The sequence below is a fragment of the Nocardia rhizosphaerihabitans genome, assembly GCF_014646295.1.
Classification (GTDB): domain Bacteria; phylum Actinomycetota; class Actinomycetes; order Mycobacteriales; family Mycobacteriaceae; genus Nocardia; species Nocardia rhizosphaerihabitans.
Genome location: NZ_BMNE01000013.1, coordinates 83,377 through 100,372 on the forward strand (window position 1 = coordinate 83,377; position 16,996 = coordinate 100,372).

Consider the following 16,996-nt stretch of genomic DNA (forward strand, 5'->3'; position numbering starts at 1 on the left):
ATCAGATCCGAGGTAGCAATGTCGCCACGTCATCAGCTCTATATCGGCGGGCAATGGGTCGACCCCGCCACCAGCGAAACGATCGAGGTCATTTCGCCGCACACCGAGCAACTCGTCGCGCGGGTCGCCGACCCGGCACCTGCCGATGTCGATCGCGCGGTCGCGGCCGCGCGCAGGGCATTCGACGCGGGGCCGTGGCCTCGCACGGATCCGCAGGCGCGGGTGGCGATCGTTCGCGAACTGGCCGAGTGCTACAGCGCACGAGAAGACGAACTCGCACAACTGATCACCACCGAAATGGGTGCGCCGATAACCTTCTCTCGCTCGGCGCATGCCAAACTGCCCGGCGTCATGATGCGCGCTTTCGCCGAAACCGCCGCCGGTTACCGCTGGCAGGAGACCAGAGACGGATTCCTCGGGGGTGACGTCGTCGTCGGCCACGAACCCGTCGGAGTCGTGGCCGCGATCATTCCCTGGAACATGCCGATGTTCCTGATCGTGGGGAAGCTGATTCCCGCGCTGCTCGCCGGATGCACGGTGGTACTCAAGCCTTCTCCGGAGACGCCATTGGACGCGCATCACATGGCAGAGCTGCTGGAGCAGGTCGGGTTGCCGCCCGGAGTGGTCAGCATTCTGCCGGGTGGACGCGAGGTCGGCCGGTACCTGGTCTCGCACCCGGGCGTGGACAAGGTCTCGTTCACCGGCTCCACCGTGGCGGGCAGGCAGGTGGCCGAGGTCTGCGGTTCGGCACTGCGCAGGGTCAGCCTCGAACTCGGCGGCAAATCCGCTGCGGTGGTTCTCGACGACGCCGATCCCGACGCCGTCGCCACCGGCATGATGATCGCGGGGCTGATGAACGGCGGACAGGCGTGCGTCGCCCAGACCCGGGTGCTGGTCCCCCAGCGCCGCCGACACGAGTTCGTCGACGCGCTGGTGAGTGTGATCGAAAACCTCATTGTCGGAGACCCGTTCGATCCCGCGACGCGCATCGGCCCGATGGTCTCACGCCGTCAGCAGCAGCGGGTCCGGGACTATATCGACCTGGGACAGCGCGAAGGAGCCCGCCTGCTCGTCGGCGGCACCGACCTCCCGGCGGGCATCGAGCGTGGCTGGTACGTCCGGCCCACTCTGTTCGCCGACGTGGACAACTCCATGCGGATAGCGCAGGAAGAGATCTTCGGTCCCGTTCTCGGCGTGATCGCCTATGCCGACGACGAACACGCGGTCCACCTCGCCAACGACAGCGAGTACGGGCTCTCGGGCTCGGTGTGGTCACCCGACGTCGAGCGCGCCACGGCGATCGCCCGCCGCGTGCGCGCGGGCACCGTCGGTATCAACGAGCCCTACAGCATGGATCCCGTCGCACCGTTCGGCGGAGTCAAGAACAGCGGCATCGGCCGCGAGTTCGGCACCGAGGGCCTCGCAGGCTATCTCGACACCGTGTCGCTCTCGATTCGCCCGGCAGCGGCGAATTCCGCAGTGCCGCAAGAGGGTACCGTCGGCGCTGCCCGCGCTGCGGGACCACCGAGGGAAATCCGCAGCTCATGAGCAACCGAGGTCGGGAATCGCGATCAGGGCAGCTTGATCGCCGACATGTACATCTCGAGGATCGGTCCGTAGAGGTCGACGCCGTCGAGTTCGGTGCCGAGCACGACCGACGGCGTCGTGTGGATGAGCACCCTCGCCATCGTCATCGGCGGAATCAGCGAGGTCGCTCCGAGGCGGTCGAGATTCTCGACGATGAACCGCCCCAGGGCTTCTACCGCCTCTTCCCGCCGGGCAGCGACTCGTTCCCGAACCTCGGGGTTGCGCAGCAGGTACAGAGTGAACTCCATACCGAGCGCGGCGTGATCAGTACCGCGGTCGGCGCCGAGCCGACGCCACAGCTCGCCGACTCGGTCCAGCTCTTCGGCGCCCATACTCGATGCCGCCGCCAGCACCTCAGCGAACATATCGAAGTAGCGCTGCAGGTATCGATCGTTCACCTCGAGGAAGAGCTCTTCCTTGGTGGCGAAGTGCTTGTAGATCGCACCCTTGGTGTAGCCGGCGGCATGCGCGATGTCATCGAGTGTTGCCGCCGCGAAGCCTTTTTCGGCAAATACTTCTTCGGCAGCATCCAGGAGCAGCCCCCTGGTGCGCTCGAGTCTCCGCTCTCGGGTCCAACGCTCAGCCATGCCAGCGATTATGGCACGAATCTAAGAAACCCTCCGGAATCTGAGATCCCGGGTGGTATATTTCTATTCGTACAGATACTTCAGGAGCGTGACCGATGACTCCCCCATCGACTACCACGGCCATCGCCGATTCCATTCCGAATTTCGCGCGTATCGACGCACGTCAGACCACAACGATTCATCGAGGAGGTGCGCTGTGAGTGGACCGACGGAGCCGAAAAAGGGAACCACCATCACCGAACCACTCAGCAGCGTGGCGACCCTCGGCGCAAAAGTTCAATCCACCAGCAAAGCAGTCAAGATCTGGGCCACACTCGGTGGCTTGATTCTTGCCCTCCAGATATATGTGTGGATCCGCTGGATCACCGGCCCTAATTTCGAACGCGTGCCCACCGGACCGAGCGATCCACCGACTTTCATGAAGGTGATACTCACCGTCTGGACCGCGGTGATCCTGCTCGGTCTGCCGTTCGGCATGTATTTCTTCATAATCCGGCCATGGCTACGGGAGCGGCGAATAACGCTCGACGGCATGCTGTTCGTGGCCTGCGGTCTGATGTTCTTCCAGGATCCACTGCTGAACTACTTCAATACGTGGAGTACGTACAACACCTGGATGTTCAATATGGGCTCGTGGGTGCAGGACGTGCCGGGCTGGCAATCCTATGGCGAACCAGGCGCCATGATGGCCGAACCGATCCTGATGAACGCACCGGGCTACTCGTACGGCGTGCTGCTGTGCACGATCCTCGGCTGCTGGGTGATGCGAAAGACCAAGCAGCGGTTCCCCAATATCAGCACTATGGGGCTGATCGGTGTGCTCCTCGTCTGGACGTTCTTCTTCGATCTCGTCATCGAAGGTTTGTTCCTGATGCCGATGGGACTTTTCACTTACCCCGGTGCACTCCAGGAGTGGTCCATCAACGCCGGCACCTATTATCAGTGGCCGCTGTACGAAGGGCTTATGTGGGGCGGTGTTCAGGCCGGCCTCTGCTCGCTGCGCTATTTCACCGACGACCGCGGCCGAACCATCGTCGAACGTGGCTTGGATCAGATCCAGGGCGGATTCGTCAGACAACAGTTCACGCGTTTCCTGGCGATCTTCGCGGCGGTCAGCACGTTTTTCTTCGTGGGCTACAACCTGCCCGCGCAGTTCTTCGCCCTCCACACCGATCCCTGGCCCGAGGATATCCAGAAGCGCTCGTACTTCAACATGGGTATCTGTGGTGAAGGGACCGACCGGCTCTGCCCGCATCCCGATCTGCCGATCCCCTTCCGGAACAGCGGCTATATAGATTCGAATGGCCGACTCATCTTGCCCGACGGTGCGGAGCTGCCGAAGATCATTCCCTTCGCCGACACCGATAAAGGAAACTGACATGACAAGTCGATCCAGCGCTGTACTCGACGTTGCGCAGGCACCTTTCTATCGGGCGGTCGGTGACGAAGTGGAAGTCTTTCGCGCCGCCGCCGTCGGCGGCCTGCCGCTTCTCCTCAAGGGCCCTACCGGCTGCGGCAAGACCCGCTTCGTGGAAACCATGGCCGCCGAGCTCGGCCGGGAGCTGATCACCGTCGCCGGCCACGAGGACATGACCTCGGCTGATCTGGTGGGCCGTTTCCTGCTCAAGGGCGGTGAAACAGTCTGGGTGGACGGTCCGTTGACGCGGGCCGTGCGTGCGGGCGCCATCTTCTATCTGGACGAGGTCGTGGAGGCACGCCAGGACACCACCGTGGTGATCCATCCGCTCGCCGACCACCGCCGCGAACTTCCGGTCGACCGGCTCGGGGTGACATTGCCCGCGGCGCCCGGGTTCCAGCTGGTGATCTCCTACAACCCGGGCTACCAGAGCGTTCTGAAGAACCTCAAGGAGTCGACTCGGCAGCGGTTCGTCGCCATCGAACTCGGCTTCCCGCCCCCCGAGATCGAGCGCGAGGTCATCGCGCACGAAGCCGGGGTCGACGCCGCGACCGCACGGGCTCTGGTCAGAGTCGGCAGTGCCATCCGCAACCTGGACAACTCGCCGCTGCGCGAGGTGTCCTCCACCCGGATGCTGATCCTCGCCGGTGGTCTCGTGGCCGGCGGGCTGAACCTGCGCACTGCCGTTCAATCGGCCGTCGTGCAGGCGCTGTCCGATGACGCGGATATCGTTGCCGCCCTCGGCGAACTCGTCGACGCCGTCCTGCCGCAGCCATGACCACAGACGATCCGAACGGGCCGGAAAGGTTCCGGCTCCTCGCCACCTACATCGCAGGCAGGTCTGTGGGTATCGCAGAACTGCCTGCGGGCGGGGCCCCGTATACGAACGGCCAGATCGTCTTCATTTCGGGAGGCGGTACCGACACCGAGCAGCGCCGCGAAGTACTCGTGCAGAGCGCACTGCTCGGCGCCGGGAGCCTGGATCCGGCATTGATGCGGTCACTGCGGGGGCGTCCCTCGGCAGCGCGCCGCTACCTGGCCCTCGAAGGCCACCGCGTCCTCACCGAACTCGCCGAACGCCTTCCGCTCGCGGCCGGGCTCGGGTTCGACGGAGAACCGAGAACCGCGACCGCCGCGGATTCACTCGCGGCGGCCAAGGGAAAAGTGAAGGTCGCCGAGCCACCGGAGTGGTTCGGCACCATCAAGCCCTCCCAGTTGGTGGCGTCGGATCCCCGCCCCGGCGGGCGGGCGACCGACCGAGAGCTACACCTGGAATTCGATCTCAGCGAGATACCAGAGGCCGACGAGGAACTCGAGGACAGCGTCGAGAAATCCGAGGAGAGCAAGATTCTCAAACTCTTCGAGAATCCGCTCTTCAGCGGCAAGTCGGTGATGGAATTCCTCCGCAAGACAGCGGGCAGCTCACGTTCGGACGGAGACGGGCCCGCCGGCGCCGAAGCGCAGGTCAGTGCGGTGCGGCGGGCGCGGATGGTCGGACCGGCGGCCAGGCCGCTGCCCACCCGGATCAAATTCACCGATGCCGACAAGCCCGGCGCTGCCGCCGGTATCGGCGGTGCTCTCTATCCGGAGTGGGATGTTTTCAACGAGCGGTACAAACCGGATTGGTGCCGAGTCGTCGATTTTCCGCTGACGGTTCCCACCGATATCTCGGCCGCGCGTGTTCCGGAAGACGACGTGCTACGGCGACGGCTGGCTCGGGTAGGGCTGGGCCCCAGGGTGTTACGCGGGCGCCCCGATGGTGACGAGCTCGATATCGAGGCGCTCATCGACCTGTTTGTCGATCTGCGTTCGGGCTATTCACGGCCGGAGAACGTGTACCTGGAACACCGCAGGCTCGAACGCAATCTCGGCGTGCTGATCCTGCTCGATGCCTCCGGATCGGCCACCGATGCCGATCTGGAAGGCCTGTCCGTGCACGAACATCAGCGGCGTGCGGCCGCCACCCTGGCCGTCACGCTCGAAGAGCTCGGTGACCGTGTCGCGGTGTACGCCTTCCGCTCCGAGGGCCGCCACGCGGTGCACCTGCCTGCGATCAAAACCTTCGATCAGCGGTTCGGGGCCGTCGGACGGGCCAGACTCAATCAGCTGCAGCCTTCGAACTACACCCGTCTGGGGGCGGGCATCCGCGGTGCGGGCGAGATCCTCAAAAACGAAGCGGGAACACAGAACCGGCTGTTGGTCGTGCTGTCGGACGGCTGTCCCTACGACGGTGGCTACGAAGGCCGCTATGCCGAAGCCGATGCCGCCAAGGCGCTCGAGGAGTTGCGTGCCGAAGGTGTGGCCTGCCTGTGTCTGTCAATCGGCACCACCACGCCCGCAGACGCCCTCGAACGTGTCTTCGGCTCCGCCAGTCATGCCGGCGCGGCGATCCTGAGCGAACTGAGCCCGCACATGGATGAACTGTTCCTGTCCTCGCTTCGGGAACTCGCCGCGCCCTCACCGCGGTAGCGCGACATCGAACCGGAAAGAGGAGGCTCGCAGTGGAACCCAGCGCATCCGCGGTCACCGAGATCAAGGACTGGTCGAAGCAATACAACCGGCGCCACCCGATTGCCTCGCTACAGACCGTCGGACGACAGGTCACGCTCGGGCGAGACGCGTTTCGCTACCTCGTCACCGATGTCGCTTCGCGGCGCTTTCCCTTCGACGAATTTGTCGGCCAGGCGGTGTTCATGGTGAAGACCTCCCTGCTGCCGACTGTGGCGGTCGCGCTACCGATCAGCGCCACCCTGTCCATCCAGTTCGGTTTGCTGGCAGGGCAGGTCGGGGCCACCTCGCTGGCCGGCGCGGCGAGTGGGCTGGCGGTGATCCGCCAGTCGGCACCACTGGTCACCGCCATCCTGCTCGCGGCAGCGGTCGGTTCGGCGCTGTGCGCCGATCTGGGTTCGCGCAAAATCCGCGAGGAGATCGATGCGATGGAAGTCATGGGCGTCTCGGTGCTGCGCAAGCTCGTGGTGCCGCGGTTGGCCGCGGGAATCCTCATCGCCATGGCTCTCACCAGTGTCAGCTGCTTTGTCGGATTCCTCGCCGGCTACCTGTTCAATGTCTATGTCCAGGACGGAACACCGGGCAGCTACATGGCTACTTTCTCCTCGTTCGCGACTGCGGGTGACCTGTATCTGGCCATGGTCAAAGCGGCGGTTTTCGGGGTCATCGTCGTCGTGATCGCCTGTGAGAAGGGCCTGAACACCCGGGGTGGGCCGGGGGGCGTCGCGAACTCGGTCAATGCCGCCGTGGTGGCCTCCATTGTCGTGCTGATGGTGGTCAATCTCGGCTTCACCCAGATCTACACCATGCTGTTCCCGAGGACGACGCTGTAATGGCCGCTACCTATCTCCCACCGGGTGTTCGGACCGTGATGACCGCGGCGGCCGTGCCGTGGCGCGGCATCATCAGGTTCGGGCACATGTTCACGTTCTTCGTGCGCGCGGTGGTGTCGATACCGGTGGCACTGCGGCAGTACAGCCGCGAATCCATGCGGATCCTGTCGGATGTGACCTGGGGAAACGGCTCCCTCATCGTCGGCGGCGGAACAGCGGGAGTGATGATCATCCTCGGTGCCGCCGCGGGGGGCATCGTCGGCATCGAGGGATTCAACGCGTTGAAGCTCCTCGGTATGGAGCCCGCGACCGGGATGATCGCCGCGACCGCCGCCACCCGTGAACTGGCTCCGATCATGGCCTCGATAGCCTTCGCCGCGCAGGCGGGGTGCCGGTTCACCGCGCAGCTGGGCGCGATGCGAATCGCCGAGGAGATCGACGCCCTCGACGCCATCGCGATCCGCCCGGTGCCCTTCCTCGTCTCGACGCGGCTGATTGCCGCGATCGTGGCGGTGATTCCGTTGTACCTTGCCGCGCTGGCCGCGGACTACCTCGCCGTCGAGTTGTTCGTCGGGTTGGTCGGCGGCCAATCGTTCGGCACCTACGCGCACTATTTCGACCTGGTTCTCGGCGGCACCGACATCGTGTATTCGCTGCTGAAGGCGATCGTCTTCGTCACCATCACCACCACGATCCAGTGCTACTACGGCTACTACGCACGCGGCGGACCACAGGGAGTCGGTGTCGCGGCCGGTCGCGCGATGCGCGCGAGTATCACCGTGATGATCTCGGTGAATCTGTTGATGACGTTGGCGCTGTGGGGTTTCGACGCCGGTTCCAGGATCAGCGGGTAGTGCGATGTCGATAGTGTTCGAATCCGATGACAGGCACCTGTCGAACGCGAAGCTGTTCGTGCGCGGGGTGGCCGCGCTCGCTGTGGTCGCCGCGGCGGTCACGGCGATGATCGCCCGATCCGAAGGCGCGTTCGCGCACACCGTCGAGGTCACCGCGATGCTGGTCGACGTCGGCGACGGCCTCCCGAAACACTCCGACGTCAAATACCGTGGTGTGCTGGTCGGCAGCGTGGCAGAGGTGGTCCCCGCTTCCGGCGGCCGACCCAACAAGGTACGCATCGACCTGGTTCCCGAGCACGCGGCGGGAATCCCGGACACCGTCACGGCACGCGTGGTCCCGAGCAATGTGTTCGCGGTGCCCTCGATCCAGCTCATCGACAACGGTCCCGGCGCGGTCCTGTCGGCAGGCGCGTCGATTCCAGAGGATCACAGCCGCGCCAGTGTGCAGCTACAGACCTCGCTGACGGCGTTGAGCCGGATCGCCGCCGCGGTCGCACGACCCGGCACCGATCCCACCGTCGGGATCTTCGAGACCGTCGAGCGAGCTACCAGAGGCCGAGGCGGCGACGCACTGGAAGCCGCGTCCCAACTCGAGCGAATCGTGCGCGCCTACAACGCCGAAGCGACTTCCGGCGGCGGGCTTCCCCTCATCACCGGGCTGTCCGAAGGCGTCCAGGGGTTGCAGCAGTCCGCCCCCGACCTGCTCGCCGCTCTGCATGCCGCAGTCGGGCCCATGCGCAGCATCGCCGAACAGCGAGATCGCTTGGCGCAGTTGTTGACGGGTGCCGTCGCTACCTCCGAAACGGTCGGTACGGCGATGACCAATCGGACCGAGACACTGATCGATCTCAACTCCCGACTGGGTCCGGTCCTGCAGGTACTCGCCGCAGGCAGCGACAACTTCGTGCAGATGACGACCTCGCAGACCCGGATCGCGCGCGTGTTCGCCCACGACTTCTGGCAGGTCGATACGCAGAGCGGCACTGCCAAGGTCATCGTCGAACTCACCCCACACAAGCACTACACCCGGACCGACTGCCCCCGCTACGGCGAGCTCGCCGGGGCGAGTTGCCACAACGGCCCGGCGGCGAGCGCACCCGTCATCGGAGACGCCGACCAAGTGGTCACCAAACTCGAGCCCCGACAAGATATCGCCGAGCGCCTCGGCTTGCCGCTGGAATCCGTCGGCCTCGCCGAATTGTTCGGCCTGGCCGCACCGACGGCGGGAGAACCACGATGAAACGCAGACGCGAACTCGCTGGACTGACCGCGTTCCTGCTCGTCGCCGCGCTCTTGATGTGGATGGTCCGCGTGACCCTGCAACGCGATGTCGCCGGTGACACGCATTCCTATTCCGCTGTGTTCAGCGATGTCTCGGGACTGCGTGTCGGTGACGACGTCCGGGTCGCCGGGGTGCAGGTGGGTCGAGTCGACACCATCGCGATCCACGGACCGCACGCGAAAGTCACCTTCCGGCTGCACCAGGATCAACCGGTCTACGGCAACACCCGCGCCGCGATCATCTACCAGAATCTGATCGGCCAGCGCTACCTCGGTCTCAGCATGGCCGACTTCGGCGACCCGGCTCGGCTGGCTCCCGGAGCGCTGATTCCGCTCGAACACACCGAACCCTCCTTCGATCTTTCCGGGCTCCTCAACGGATTCCAGCCGTTGTTCAGCAGCCTCGAACCGAGCGACGTCGACAATCTGACCTCCGCGTTGATCCGAGCACTGCAGGGCGACGACGGCGCGGTCGCCGCGCTGATCACCGAGACCGCCGCGTTGGCACAGTCCTTCGCCGGGCCGGACCAGATCCTCGGCGCACTCATCGACAACCTCACGGTGGTCATGACCACGCTGGCCGGGCAGAGCGCCGGGATGCAGACGACGATCGCCCAGACTCGCAAGATCTTCGACGGGCTGGAGGGTCGGCGCGAGGCACTGATGGACCAGACCGGCCGGATCGCCACCGTACTCTCCGATGCCGCGACCGTCGTCGACGGTGCCAGCCCGTGGCTGAACGAGTTCATGCGTCGCGAACCCGGCTTCGCGAGCCATTTCGTCGACGGCAGACAACGTTTCGCCTATCTCGGTTTCAATCTTCCGCTGCTGCTCAAGTCGATGGTCCGGGCAACCGACAGCGGCGCCTTCGTCAACGCCTATGTCTGCGACATTGCATTCAGCATCGTGCCAGGGGTAGATCCAGTGATTTCGCAGATCCTGGGAGCCGCATCCCCGACCGGCCGTTCCCAGAACTCCGCGATCTGTAGGTAGGACCATGATGAAGAGAATGCGCGCCCTCGTCCGTCGGCAGCCGCTTCCTGGCAGGGCCGGCGCTGAGGTTACCGAAACGGATAAGTCGCTGCGCATCGGACTCATCGCCGTTCTCACGATGGTGCTGGTGCTGGTCGTGATGGTCGCTGTCAATTCCCTACAGCTCGGGTCGCGGACCTGGCGCGCGGAATTCGCGCAGGCCGCGGGGGTCGGCGCGGGCGACTCGGTGACCTGGGCCGGCATCCCGGTGGGCACGGTGACCAGCACAGAACTCGTCGGTGACCACGTGGAGGTGACCATGAAGATCGACGACGAGGTCACTTTGGGCGCCGATACCCAGGCCGCGATCAAGTTGACCACGCTGCTGGGCTCACGTTATGTGGAACTGCGCTCGACCGGCGTCGGCGCACTGCCCGGCAATCGAATTCCGTTGTCGCACACCGTAGTTCCGTATGACCTCGAGACCGCGCTGCAGGATGCCACCACCACCTTCGATCAACTCGACGCCGACCAGATCGCCCAGTCGATGACGGCGCTGTCGCGCGGACTCGACGACGTACCGGCCCTGGTCCCCGGCATCCTGCGCGACGTCCGATCCCTGTCGACCGTCATCGCGACACGCCGCCAGCAGATCGGCGACCTGCTCACCACGACCAGCCAGGTCAGCACCGTCATCCGTACTCAACAGGCCGAGCTCGGAGCGGTCATCAGGCAGGGCAGCACCGTGCTGGGGCACATCGTCACCCGCCAGGACGCGCTGCGCCGACTGCTCGACGCGATCACCACCCTGGTCCGGCGACTCGAACCGATCGTGGTCGGCGAGGCGACCGAGATCGAACAACTACTGACCGACCTGCGCGAGATGACCGCGATGCTCACCAGCCACGACGACCTGCTCCGCAACATCCTGCAAATTCTTCCGGTGCCGTGGCGAATGTTCGCCAATGCCACCGGCACCGGCGCGGAGCTGAACGCCAACGCCCCCGATGGAGCTTTCATCGACTCCTGGATGTGCGCGTTGAGTGCCACCGCTGTCGCCGCGGGCCGAGCCCCCTACCTCCAGGACTGCCGATGAGCGTCACCCTGTCCACCGTCAAACTGGCCATAGTCAGCCTGACTGCCGCGTGTCTGGCCGGATGCTCGTCCGGTGCGGAAACATCCACCACCATCACCGCCCAATTCTCCAATGCCAACGGCCTCTACGAAGGCAACGCGGTATCGGTACTCGGGATGCGCGTGGGCCGGATCGTGCGCATCGAAGCCCACGGCGCCGCGGTCGAAGTCCAGATGCGCATCGACGGCAGAATTCGGCTGCCCGCCGACGTGCAAGCAGTCACGATCTCGGACTCGATACTCACCGACCGCCACATCGAGCTCACCCCGGTCTACCGCGGCGGGCCCACCTTGAGCGCGGGTGCGGTGCTGGACACGGCGCACACGAAATCTCCGGTCGAGTTCGACGCCCTGTTGTCGATGGCGCAGCAGTTGTCCAGCTCGCTCGGCGGTGACGGCAACGGTTCGGGGCCGGTCGCGGACCTGATGAACCTGGGGTCCGCGGCGACCAGCGGCAACGGCGAGGACATGCGAGCCGCACTCGGCGAGCTTTCGCGTGCGCTGCAACTGAGCCAGGACAACGGCGCGGCCACCCGCGACGCGATCACCACCGTCGTCACCAACCTCGACGCACTGACCGCGGCCGCCGCGCGCAACGACGCGACACTGCGTGAATTCGGGGGCGCCGTAGCCCAGCTCAGCGATTTCCTCGCCCAGCAGCAACTGGGTGCCGGCGCGACCGGGGCCGCAATGAACAGAATCATCGTGGCTGTGACCGATCTGCTCCGACGCCACCAGGGCACCATCTCCGGGTTGGCGACCGACGCGAACACCCTGACCGGTTCCCTCGCAGCGTACGATTACAATCTCGCCGCGTTTCTCGACGTCTTCCCACTGGTTGTCGACAACGCCTATCACTCCGTCGACCAGAACGTCGGCGCGTTACGCGCCTCGGTCGACATCAACCGGCTGCTACTCGACGGCCAGATGGTCAAGGAGATCTGCAACCTGCTGCAGCTGCAGAATCTCGGCTGCGCCACCGGGACCATGCGGGACATGGGCCCGGATTTCGGAATCACCGCCATCCTGGCCGGCATCGCAGAAAAGAACGGCCGATGACACGTCAAGGCAAGGCGATCCGGATCGTCGTCACCGCCGCCACGCTCGCAATGTCGGCCACCGGATGCGCCGTGGGGCTGGACCGGCTGCCACTGCCCGCACCAGGGCTCGGTGGTGACACCTACACCCTCACCGCGACGTTCTCCAACGCCCTCAACCTCCCTACCAAAGCCAAGGTCAAGCTCAACGGCGCAGACATCGGCCAGGTCGAATCCATGTCCGCGCGCAACTACACCGCGGTGGTCACCCTGCGGATCACCTCGACCGTGCGTCTTCCCCTCGGCACGTCGGCAGAGCTGCGATCGGCCACCCCGATGGGCGATGTCTTCGTCGCGATGAAACCACCCCGGATCGTCGAGCCCGGCACCGCCATGCTCGACAGCGGTAGCGCGATTGCGCTGGAATCCACCTCGGCCGCGTCGACGATCGAGGAAATGCTCACTCGCGCATCACTTCTGGTCAGCGGTGGCACCATCGAATATCTCACCACAGTGATTTCCGCCCTCAGCGAGCATGTGGGCGGCCGCGGTGAGCGACTCGCCGAGCTGCTCGCCGAGACCCGGGCGCTGCTCGGCTCACTGTCGGCTCGGTCGGGGCAGATCAACGAACTCCTGCACTCCGCCGCCGATCTCAGCGCGACCGTCGCCGCCCAGCAGGGAACCCTGTCCGATACCGTCGCGGCGGCCGGGCCGGCGATGCAGGTTCTCGCGGAAAACACCGGTTCGATCGTCACGCTGGTGGAGCGCATCGACACCATCGCCGCCCAACTTGCCCGGTTTCCCAGTATCCAGGGCACCAACCCCACGAGTATGGCCGCCAACATCAACCGACTCGCCGCCGGTCTCAACGCCGCGGCCACCAACCCTGAGGCGGACCTCGACGAGGTAAACAACATGCTCGGCATCGTCATCAAAATGATCAGTGGCCCCAACGGTCACGTCAAAGCCGACATCACGGGAATCGCGGTCCCCGATCCCGCCTTTCCCAGCACATCCGGTGCCAGACCTCCCGATCTCACCGATTGGGCGGCATTCGTCGGCTCGCTACAGCACATGCTCGCCCGACTGGGCAACCGTCTGGAAGGCGCGCCACGATGACCGAGACCTTTCGTCGAAGCGTGTGGGAAGGACCCGCAGCGCTACTCGTCGGCGTCGTCCGCCGCGCACACCACTATCGGGTGGTGGTATCGCTACTGGGCCTGTTCACCATTCTCGGTGGCGCCTGTGGACATCTGCTCTTCAACACCCTCGACATCGATCCGCTGAGCCAGCCGTATCGGGTTCGCGTGGAACTGGATCGATCCGGTGGGCTACTGCCTGGACAGGAAGTCACCTTGCGCGGGGTCCGCGTGGGGCGCATCGATTCTGTCGCTGTCGCCGGGGAGGTCGTGGTTGTCATCGCCGCCATCGATGAGAATGTTCGAATCCCCACTTCCGGCCAGGTCCGTGCCGCGGCCCTGTCCGCGGCCGGAGAACAGTACCTGGATTTCGTCCCGGCCGGTAACGACGGCCCCTATCTGACCGACGGCGCGCTGATCACCGCCGATCGCACGTCGACTCCGGTGCCGATGTCGGACATGCTCGAAAGCCTCAGTGGCACGCTGTCCCAGATCGATCCGGCTCGGCTCGCGGCGATTTCTCGGGAACTGGGTGTCGGCCAGGCGGGCCCCGACAAGCTGGCCGCGATCATCGACGGCGGGACGTTCCTCATCTCGACCCTGGACACAACACTGCCGCACACGGTGAACCTGCTTCGCAACAGCAGAGTAGTTCTGGCGACGCTGCACGACGGTCAGAACGCGCTGCGGTCCACCTCGACGAACTTGTCCGCCACGCTCGGCGGCGTGTCCTCGATGACCGCCGGATTCGAACAACTCGTCGCGCAGACACCACCGCTGCTCACCGCCCTCGACACCATCCTCGCGGAGAACTCACCGACGATGGTCCAACTGCTGGGCAACCTCGTCACCGTCTCACAGGTCGCCTACTCTCGGATCCCCGCCCTCAACGAATTCTTCTTCCCCCAGCAACGCGCCGGATCGGCCCTCGATGCCGTGACATCGGCCTTTCATGACGGCGGCGTGTGGGCGCTGGCCAGTATCTACCCCCGCTACGCCTGCGACTACAACGTGCCGCGGCGGGCTGGTTCTATACCCGACTACGCCGATCCGTACCTTCACGCGGACTGCACCGACCCCGACCCGACACTGATGCCGCGCGGCGCCCGCAACGCTCCCCGCCCTGTCGACGACCCCGTGCCGCCTCCCCCGGTCGATGATCCATTCCAGACTGCAGACCCCTCGCCGACCGGACCACTCACCATCCCGACTCCCTACGGCGGCCCATACGCCCCTGTCCCGCGCTGACGGAGATCCCGGAGCAGATTCTACCGCGGCCACGTCACACAACGAAATGCCGAATACCTCCGATTCCGTCCCTCTCACTGCCTCCTGAGTGGTAGCGTCCCGACCAGCGGTAACACAGTTACCGCTGACGCGGCAAACATTGGGCTGCATCTGAATAGCGCAGCCGCCCAACAGCTTCCATGAAAGGCAGCCCCATTTCTCGGGGCCAAAACCCACCTCATGACTTCCTTGTTCACACGGACGGCGCGACGGTGCGCCACCGTCGCGGCGGTAACGCTGCTGATCCCGCTCGGTGCGGCGTCCATCCAGCCCGCCGCCGGTACACCGACAGGGCAGGCAGTGGGCCGAGCCGACTGCCTACCCGACTCCCTCCCGGAAACCGGACTGCAGGGCGATGTACCCGCCGCCTACCGCGACAGCGGCCGGACCCGTGACGGATTCCGATGCAATATGCGCCTGCTCGGCAGTTCAGCAGGTAGTGGTGGCGGCATCACCTCGGTGACCTACGACCATTGCGCCTACATCGGCACCTTCTTTCCCGGCAACATGCTCGGTCCCGACATCGGGGTGCGCGTGCTCGATGTCGCCGATCCGACCGCCCCGGTGCAGACCGCGACCCTGACCGAACCAGCCATGATCGCGGGGACCTGGGAGAGCCTCAAGGTCAACGCGGCGCGAAAACTGTTGGTGGGCGCGGGCGTTCCCGCGCTGACCGGCGCCGGGCTGTTGTCGGTATATGACATCTCCGACTGTGCGCACCCGCGCCTGCTCAACCCGGGTCCCGGAACCGACCTCGCACTGCCGGTGCCGATCACCGCCCATGAGGGCGGCTTCTCCCCCGACGGGCGAACCTACTGGGCATCAGGAACAGCGCCTGGGCTGCTCAGCGCCGTCGATCTCACCGATCCGGCAAACCCACGCGTGCTCTGGCAAGGTCTGGCCGGGTTGTCGATGCACGGATTCGGCCTCTCACCCGACGGCAACCGAATGTATCTGGCCAACAACATCGGCGGGATGAAGATCCTCGATGTGAGCGCGGTGCAGCGGCGTGATCCCGAACCACGCGTGCAGGAACTCGCCGATATGCCGTGGACCGACGGCTGGGCCACCCAACATACCGTTCCCGTGACCTACCGGGGTGCGCCCTACGTCTTCGCCGTCGACGAGGCGGGTTCGGGCGGGGTCAAGCTCATCGACGTCTCCGACGATCGCCGACCCCGGCTGGCGCAGTCGATCAAACTCGCGATCAACCTGCCGGAGAACCAGGACAGCATGATCGCCTCGGCCTCGGGCGGCTCATTGTTCGCCTACGACGCGCACTACTGCGCCGCCGACCGGCCGGCCGACCCCACCGCCCTGGCCTGCAGCTGGACCTCTTCGGGTATTCGTGTGTTCGACGTGCGCGATCCTGAGGTCATTCGCGAGATCGCCTACTTCAACCCGCCGGCGCGCACGAACGAGGACGCCGAGCTGTGGAACTCGCCGCACGCGCTCGCCTCGATCATCGGGCCACCGCTGCTCGCGGCGCCGAGCGTGGCGCAGGCGATATTGCAGGGACAGTTCGATCCGCAGCAGGCACTCAGTTCACGCACCGGCACACTGACTTTCGGCGATCTGTCCACGGACTGGTGCTTCTCGCCGCCCGAATGGCGTGGCAGCCAGCTGTGGACCACATGTGCCGACAACGGCTTTCTGGCGCTCGAGCTCGCACCGACGGTGTACACCCCGCCCGCTGATCAGGAATCGACCACCGGGTCATGAGCCGGCACAGCGCTTTCCGTGTGGCGATCGTGGCCGGACTCGCCGTGCTGCTGCTTGCGATGGGCATGGCGCTGCGGCCGGTGCTGATCTCGGGTGAACCCGCGCGCCACCCGGTGCTGAACGCGACCGAGATCGGATTCGTGCAGGACATGGTTGCGCATCACAGTCAGGCCTTGATGCTGGTACAGCGGCTCGACCCCGGTGTGGAGCCGTCGGTGTCGACGTTGGCAGGCCAGATAGCCGACACCCAACGCACCGAGCTGGGAATGCTGCTCGGCTGGTTGCGGTTGGCGAATGCACCGGTCACCGCCACGCATCCGATGGCCTGGATGCAGCATTCCGAGGCACACCAGCATCGGGCTGCTGCTCTCGCATCGCGTGACTCGGCAATGCCGGGAATGGCAACGACCGCCGAACTCGACCAGCTCGCCGCCGCCCGCGGCGGGCAGGCCGAGGTGCTGTTCCTGCAGCTCATGCGCCGCCACCATTACGGCGGCGTCGAGATGGCCGCCGCTGCCGATGCACTGCTCACCGGCGGCGAAGTCGAGCGCGCAGCGCGCGGCATGGTGACCGAGCAGGGCCGCGAGGCCGGGCTGCTCGACCTACTCCTCGCTCAACGCGGCGTCTGACCGCCGCTC

At 65.5% G+C, this 16,996-nt stretch carries 15 protein-coding genes; 14 read left to right on the top strand and 1 reads right to left on the bottom strand.

Annotated features, from left to right (window positions below):
- Nucleotides 1–18: 18 nt before the first annotated feature.
- Nucleotides 19–1,548: an aldehyde dehydrogenase gene (locus IEY60_RS33685; protein WP_189034588.1), complete on the top strand. Its 1,530-nt coding sequence runs from the start codon at nucleotides 19–21 to the stop codon at nucleotides 1,546–1,548.
- 23 nt (nucleotides 1,549–1,571) lie between these two features.
- Here the strand turns inward: IEY60_RS33685 and IEY60_RS33690 are convergent, their stop codons facing one another.
- Complete coding sequence (locus IEY60_RS33690) at nucleotides 1,572–2,174, bottom strand: TetR/AcrR family transcriptional regulator (RefSeq protein WP_189034589.1); 603 nt, start codon at nucleotides 2,172–2,174, stop codon at nucleotides 1,572–1,574.
- Nucleotides 2,175–2,370: 196 nt separating this feature from the next.
- Here IEY60_RS33690 and IEY60_RS33695 point away from each other — a divergent pair, with 196 nt between their 5' ends.
- From IEY60_RS33695 to IEY60_RS33755, 13 genes are all read left to right on the top strand, one after another.
- Nucleotides 2,371–3,552 carry a spirocyclase AveC family protein gene (locus IEY60_RS33695; protein ID WP_373291803.1) on the top strand — a complete coding sequence of 394 codons (1,182 nt, stop codon included), beginning with the start codon at nucleotides 2,371–2,373 and terminating at the stop codon, nucleotides 3,550–3,552.
- Nucleotide 3,553: 1 nt separating this feature from the next.
- Nucleotides 3,554–4,369, top strand: a complete 816-nt coding sequence (locus IEY60_RS33700) for a CbbQ/NirQ/NorQ/GpvN family protein (protein WP_189034590.1) — start codon at nucleotides 3,554–3,556, stop codon at nucleotides 4,367–4,369.
- On the top strand, nucleotides 4,366–6,060 hold the full coding sequence (locus IEY60_RS33705; protein WP_189034591.1) for a nitric oxide reductase activation protein NorD: 1,695 nt from the start codon (nucleotides 4,366–4,368) through the stop codon (nucleotides 6,058–6,060). Before IEY60_RS33700 ends, IEY60_RS33705 begins: the two co-directional genes overlap by 4 nt.
- 32 nt (nucleotides 6,061–6,092) lie before the next feature.
- Nucleotides 6,093–6,932, top strand: coding sequence for an MlaE family ABC transporter permease (locus IEY60_RS33710; RefSeq protein ID WP_189034592.1), 840 nt, complete (start codon nucleotides 6,093–6,095; stop codon nucleotides 6,930–6,932).
- On the top strand, nucleotides 6,932–7,786 hold the full coding sequence (locus tag IEY60_RS33715) for an ABC transporter permease (RefSeq protein ID WP_189034593.1): 855 nt from the start codon (nucleotides 6,932–6,934) through the stop codon (nucleotides 7,784–7,786). The genes IEY60_RS33710 and IEY60_RS33715 overlap by 1 nt, the downstream gene beginning before the upstream one ends.
- A 4-nt stretch (nucleotides 7,787–7,790) precedes the next feature.
- Nucleotides 7,791–9,026, top strand: coding sequence for an MCE family protein (locus IEY60_RS33720; protein ID WP_189034594.1), 1,236 nt, complete (start codon nucleotides 7,791–7,793; stop codon nucleotides 9,024–9,026).
- Complete coding sequence (locus IEY60_RS33725; RefSeq protein ID WP_189034595.1) at nucleotides 9,023–10,060, top strand: MlaD family protein; 1,038 nt, start codon at nucleotides 9,023–9,025, stop codon at nucleotides 10,058–10,060. Before IEY60_RS33720 ends, IEY60_RS33725 begins: the two co-directional genes overlap by 4 nt.
- Nucleotides 10,061–10,064: 4 nt before the next feature.
- Nucleotides 10,065–11,135 carry an MCE family protein gene (locus tag IEY60_RS33730; protein WP_229740357.1) on the top strand — a complete coding sequence of 357 codons (1,071 nt, stop codon included), beginning with the start codon at nucleotides 10,065–10,067 and terminating at the stop codon, nucleotides 11,133–11,135.
- Nucleotides 11,132–12,232, top strand: coding sequence for an MCE family protein (locus IEY60_RS33735; protein ID WP_189034596.1), 1,101 nt, complete (start codon nucleotides 11,132–11,134; stop codon nucleotides 12,230–12,232). The genes IEY60_RS33730 and IEY60_RS33735 overlap by 4 nt, the downstream gene beginning before the upstream one ends.
- Complete coding sequence (locus tag IEY60_RS33740) at nucleotides 12,229–13,329, top strand: MlaD family protein (RefSeq protein WP_189034597.1); 1,101 nt, start codon at nucleotides 12,229–12,231, stop codon at nucleotides 13,327–13,329. Before IEY60_RS33735 ends, IEY60_RS33740 begins: the two co-directional genes overlap by 4 nt.
- Nucleotides 13,326–14,597, top strand: a complete 1,272-nt coding sequence (locus IEY60_RS33745; protein ID WP_189034598.1) for an MlaD family protein — start codon at nucleotides 13,326–13,328, stop codon at nucleotides 14,595–14,597. The genes IEY60_RS33740 and IEY60_RS33745 overlap by 4 nt, the downstream gene beginning before the upstream one ends.
- Nucleotides 14,598–14,816: 219 nt before the next feature.
- A complete protein-coding gene (locus IEY60_RS33750; protein WP_189034599.1) occupies nucleotides 14,817–16,358 on the top strand; it encodes an LVIVD repeat-containing protein in 1,542 nt (513 codons plus the stop codon).
- Nucleotides 16,355–16,987 (top strand): DUF305 domain-containing protein, encoded by a 633-nt coding sequence (locus tag IEY60_RS33755; protein WP_189034600.1) that lies wholly within the window; start codon nucleotides 16,355–16,357, stop codon nucleotides 16,985–16,987. The genes IEY60_RS33750 and IEY60_RS33755 overlap by 4 nt, the downstream gene beginning before the upstream one ends.
- Nucleotides 16,988–16,996 lie beyond the last annotated feature (9 nt).